This is a genomic window from uncultured Algibacter sp. (genome assembly GCF_905480415.1).
GTDB lineage: Bacteria > Bacteroidota > Bacteroidia > Flavobacteriales > Flavobacteriaceae > Algibacter_B.
In genome coordinates, this window is sequence record NZ_CAJQQI010000190.1 from 1 (window position 1) to 3,300 (window position 3,300).

General features: G+C 29.4%; 4 protein-coding genes and 1 tRNA gene. 1 reads left to right on the plus strand and 4 read right to left on the minus strand.

Annotated elements, in window-relative coordinates:
• Window positions 1-146 precede the first annotated feature (146 nt).
• Window positions 147-220 (plus strand) — tRNA-Arg (locus QZ260_RS12780).
• A gap of 79 nt (window positions 221-299) precedes the next feature.
• Here QZ260_RS12780 and QZ260_RS12785 read toward each other — a convergent pair.
• From QZ260_RS12785 to QZ260_RS12800, 4 genes are all read right to left on the minus strand, one after another.
• Entirely contained in the window at window positions 300-659 is a 360-nt protein-coding gene (locus QZ260_RS12785) for a hypothetical protein (RefSeq protein WP_295986884.1), read from the minus strand.
• 10 nt (window positions 660-669) lie between these two features.
• On the minus strand, window positions 670-1,848 hold the full coding sequence (locus QZ260_RS12790; protein ID WP_295986887.1) for a class I SAM-dependent methyltransferase: 1,179 nt from the start codon (window positions 1,846-1,848) through the stop codon (window positions 670-672).
• Between the two features lie 8 nt (window positions 1,849-1,856).
• The gene (locus QZ260_RS12795) at window positions 1,857-2,945 is read right to left on the minus strand and encodes an AI-2E family transporter (RefSeq protein WP_295986889.1); all 1,089 of its coding nucleotides are present in this window, start codon (window positions 2,943-2,945) and stop codon (window positions 1,857-1,859) included.
• 22 nt (window positions 2,946-2,967) lie between these two features.
• The coding region (locus tag QZ260_RS12800; protein WP_295986892.1) for a TrmH family RNA methyltransferase at window positions 2,968-3,300 on the minus strand (333 nt) is incomplete at its 5' end.

Genomic DNA, 3,300 nt, shown 5'->3' on the forward strand with positions numbered 1-3,300 from the left:
AAACACACTAAAACTGCTGGAGCAATTGTAGTTTTAATAGTAGTTTCTATTTATATTTATTTTGCATAAAATTATAAGCATTTCCTTTGGTTAGATATATAGTTAATTTTATATTTGCAACCGGAAAACAAAAATGTTTTCCATGAGGGCTCTTAGCTCAGCTGGATAGAGCACCTCCCTTCTAAGGAGGCGGTCGCAGGTTCGAATCCTGCAGGGCTCACGAAAAGCTTCAATATGAAAATATTGAGGCTTTTTTGTTAGATTTAATTTGGAAGTTAGCCATATAACTCATACTTTTTTTAATCAACCAATTCTTTTTTAGTACCCTTTCTATAACAACGCTCTTGACCCAAAAACAAAGGATTTCCGTGTTTTTCAGACCAAAAGCCATCTAGAATGTCTTTGGTAATACATTTATAGACTACGACGCCTTTATACACGTTATTATCGTCATTCTTGTAATTAAAATTAATAACAAGAATATCATCTTTAAAAAAACCATATCCAGATTGCTTTTGGTTATCATTAATAAGCCATCTGGCTCTTATTCTATTGGTATCCTCAATAGATAAGGTAAGTGTACCTTTATACGTATGTGTTTCTGCATCTTGATTACTGCCTACTATAGTGTATTCTCCTGATAATTCTTGAAGTGTCATTAATTAGGTTTTATATCCTTGTACAGACTATCATTATTTTGGTATCGTTTAAATCTGTGGTAAAAAATAAATACAAGTCACCACCATCTTTAATATTCAGCTTTTTGCGTAATTGAAGAACGCTTTCTGGGAAATTACGTGTTGTAATGTTGGCTTTAGTAATATCTAGTTTTTTTAAAGTCTTTTTATTGAAGGGTAAAATTGAATTAATTTTAAAGACTCTTCCAGGGAATTCTATTTTATTGTTTGATGTATATAAGTGCGCATGTTTATGCAACTTAGAAACCATCAATTGCGTTGAAATTAGGTTAAAAGCACCAGCTTTTAAAATAGCAGCATTAGGCTCGTACAAATAGGTGAGCGGTAAGCTGTATGTTGGTTCAGTCTGTTTTTCTTTTTCTAAATTAAACTTAAAAAACTCATGGGTTTTCTTTTTAATATTTATGGTTTCAATGGAAATAGCATTATCAAAATTAGCTTCTAAAACCCACAGTAATTCTTTTACTTCATTATTTACCGCAACAACATGAATTGTTTTCACATGTTTTAATTCATTAGTCCCGACAGTAAAATCTAATAAAGGGGATGTTTTAATCATGATGCTTTTAGAATGACTAAAAAGTAATTCTAGGTGTTCAGGGACATTAGGCAGACAATCGTTTAAAAAGAAGACTTTGCCTTTACTATCGTGCCGCCGTGAAGGGTCAATATATATCCAATCATATGATTGAGATGAGTTTTTTAAATATTCAATGCCATCCGTTTGAATAGTTTCAATATTTTTAACAGCTAATTGATCAAAATTATGCTTAACAATTTCTGAAAGTCTTTCATTTATCTCGCAATGCTTAACTGTTTTAAACTGCTTAGAAAAGTAAAATGAATCAACTCCAAAACCGCCTGTTAAATCAATAATAGAATGACCTTCTAATAATCCAGATTTATATTTTGCTGTAATCTCAGATGATGTTTGTTCAATATTTAGTTTATTTGGGTAGTAAACATTTTTAGCAGAAAACCAAGTAGATAGTTTCGTTTTACTTCTTTTTTTAGCTTCAATTTGCTCAATGATTGTTTTAGTTTCAACTTCTGAAAATGATGTTCCTTTAAGCAATAAAGTGCTAATATTAGAATCTAAATTTAAATTTATAAATTTTTGTATTTCAGTATTTAATAGAGCTTTATTCAAAATAAAACTTAAAGGCCTTTAGTGAGTTTTTTTACAATCTTATTTTCAGATAAAAATGCTTTTAGAATAACTTTTATAGCGGTATAAGCAGGCACAGCTATTATTAATCCAATAACACCAAATAAAATACCTGTAGTCAGAATAACTAAGAAAATCTCGAGAGGATGTGATTTAACACTTTTTGAGAATATGATTGGCTGGCTTCCAAAATTGTCAATTAATTGGCCAATCATAAACACTATAAAAACCCAAAATGTTTTAGGTAAAATAACAAGGCTAAATGATTCTCCAAGATTACTCGTCATAGTTAATGTTAGCATTAAAAATGCTCCAACTAATGGACCAACGTATGGGATTAAGTTTAAAAGTGCACATAAAAATGCTATTACTATGGCATTTTCAACACCAATAATGAGTAAACCAATGGTATAAATAATGAATATAATGAGTATTTGAAATATAAGACCCACAAAGTATCTAGAAAGCAAATCTTTAATTTCTGTAGAAGAGGTTTTCCAACGAGGTTCTTTGTTATCTGGGATAAATGTTAAAATACCATTTTCAAATAATCTGCTATCTTTTAAAAAGAAAAATGATATAAATAATACCGAAAATAATCCAATACTAAAGCTGCCTAAACCACTAATTACCGAGTTTAAAAAATATGGGATTAATGCAAAATCAATTTTTGAGAGTAAATTAGATTCTTTTAAAGATTGCTCTACATCTATTTGATGCAAATCAAAGTAAGTTATAATTTCGCTATATAGATTTTCAATATTTTTTTGAAGCTCTTCAATGTTTAACAATGATAAATTTTGTCCTTGTTTTATTACTAAAGGAATGAATAGCCCCACTAAACCAACAAAAATTCCTAATAGTAATACCATGGACACAATAACTGCAATGGTGTTTTTAAATTTTAATTTGCGTTCTAAAAACAAAACAATAGGTCTGCCAATTAATGAAATTACTGAAGCAATGGCTATATAGCCAATTACAGATTGAATTTGGTATAAAAAGAAAAGCAATAAAGCAATGCCTAATATGACACCAATTGCTTTTAAAATACCGTTAGAGATGGCGTTAGAATTCATATAGTAAATATAGGAAACTTGTTTATAAAAGCTGTTTAGTTAATTCATATAATGCAATATTAGTGGCTTGTACTACATTCATACTGCTATTCTGTCCAAACATTTCAATATGAATGATGGCATCAGAGAGATTCAAAATATGTTCTGAAACACCAAAATTCTCATCCCCAATAATTAATGCGATTGGTTTATTTGTTGAAAATTGAACATTGTGAACTGCTTGACTTGAATTCGTTATTTCTAATGAAATGATTTGATAGTTTTTACTTTTTAAATCTTGAATTACTTCTAGCGCATCTCTATTAACTTCATAATTAACTATTTTTTCAGTAGCTCTCGAGGTTTTTGCCATTTT

Bases quoted from the DNA above. Each gene is read 5' to 3' on its own strand.
- QZ260_RS12795 (WP_295986889.1), bottom strand. From the start codon at position 2,945: ATGAATTCTAACGCCATCTCTAACGGTATTTTAAAAGCAATTGGTGTC.
- QZ260_RS12785 (WP_295986884.1), bottom strand. From the start codon at position 659: ATGACACTTCAAGAATTATCAGGAGAATACACTATAGTAGGCAGTAAT.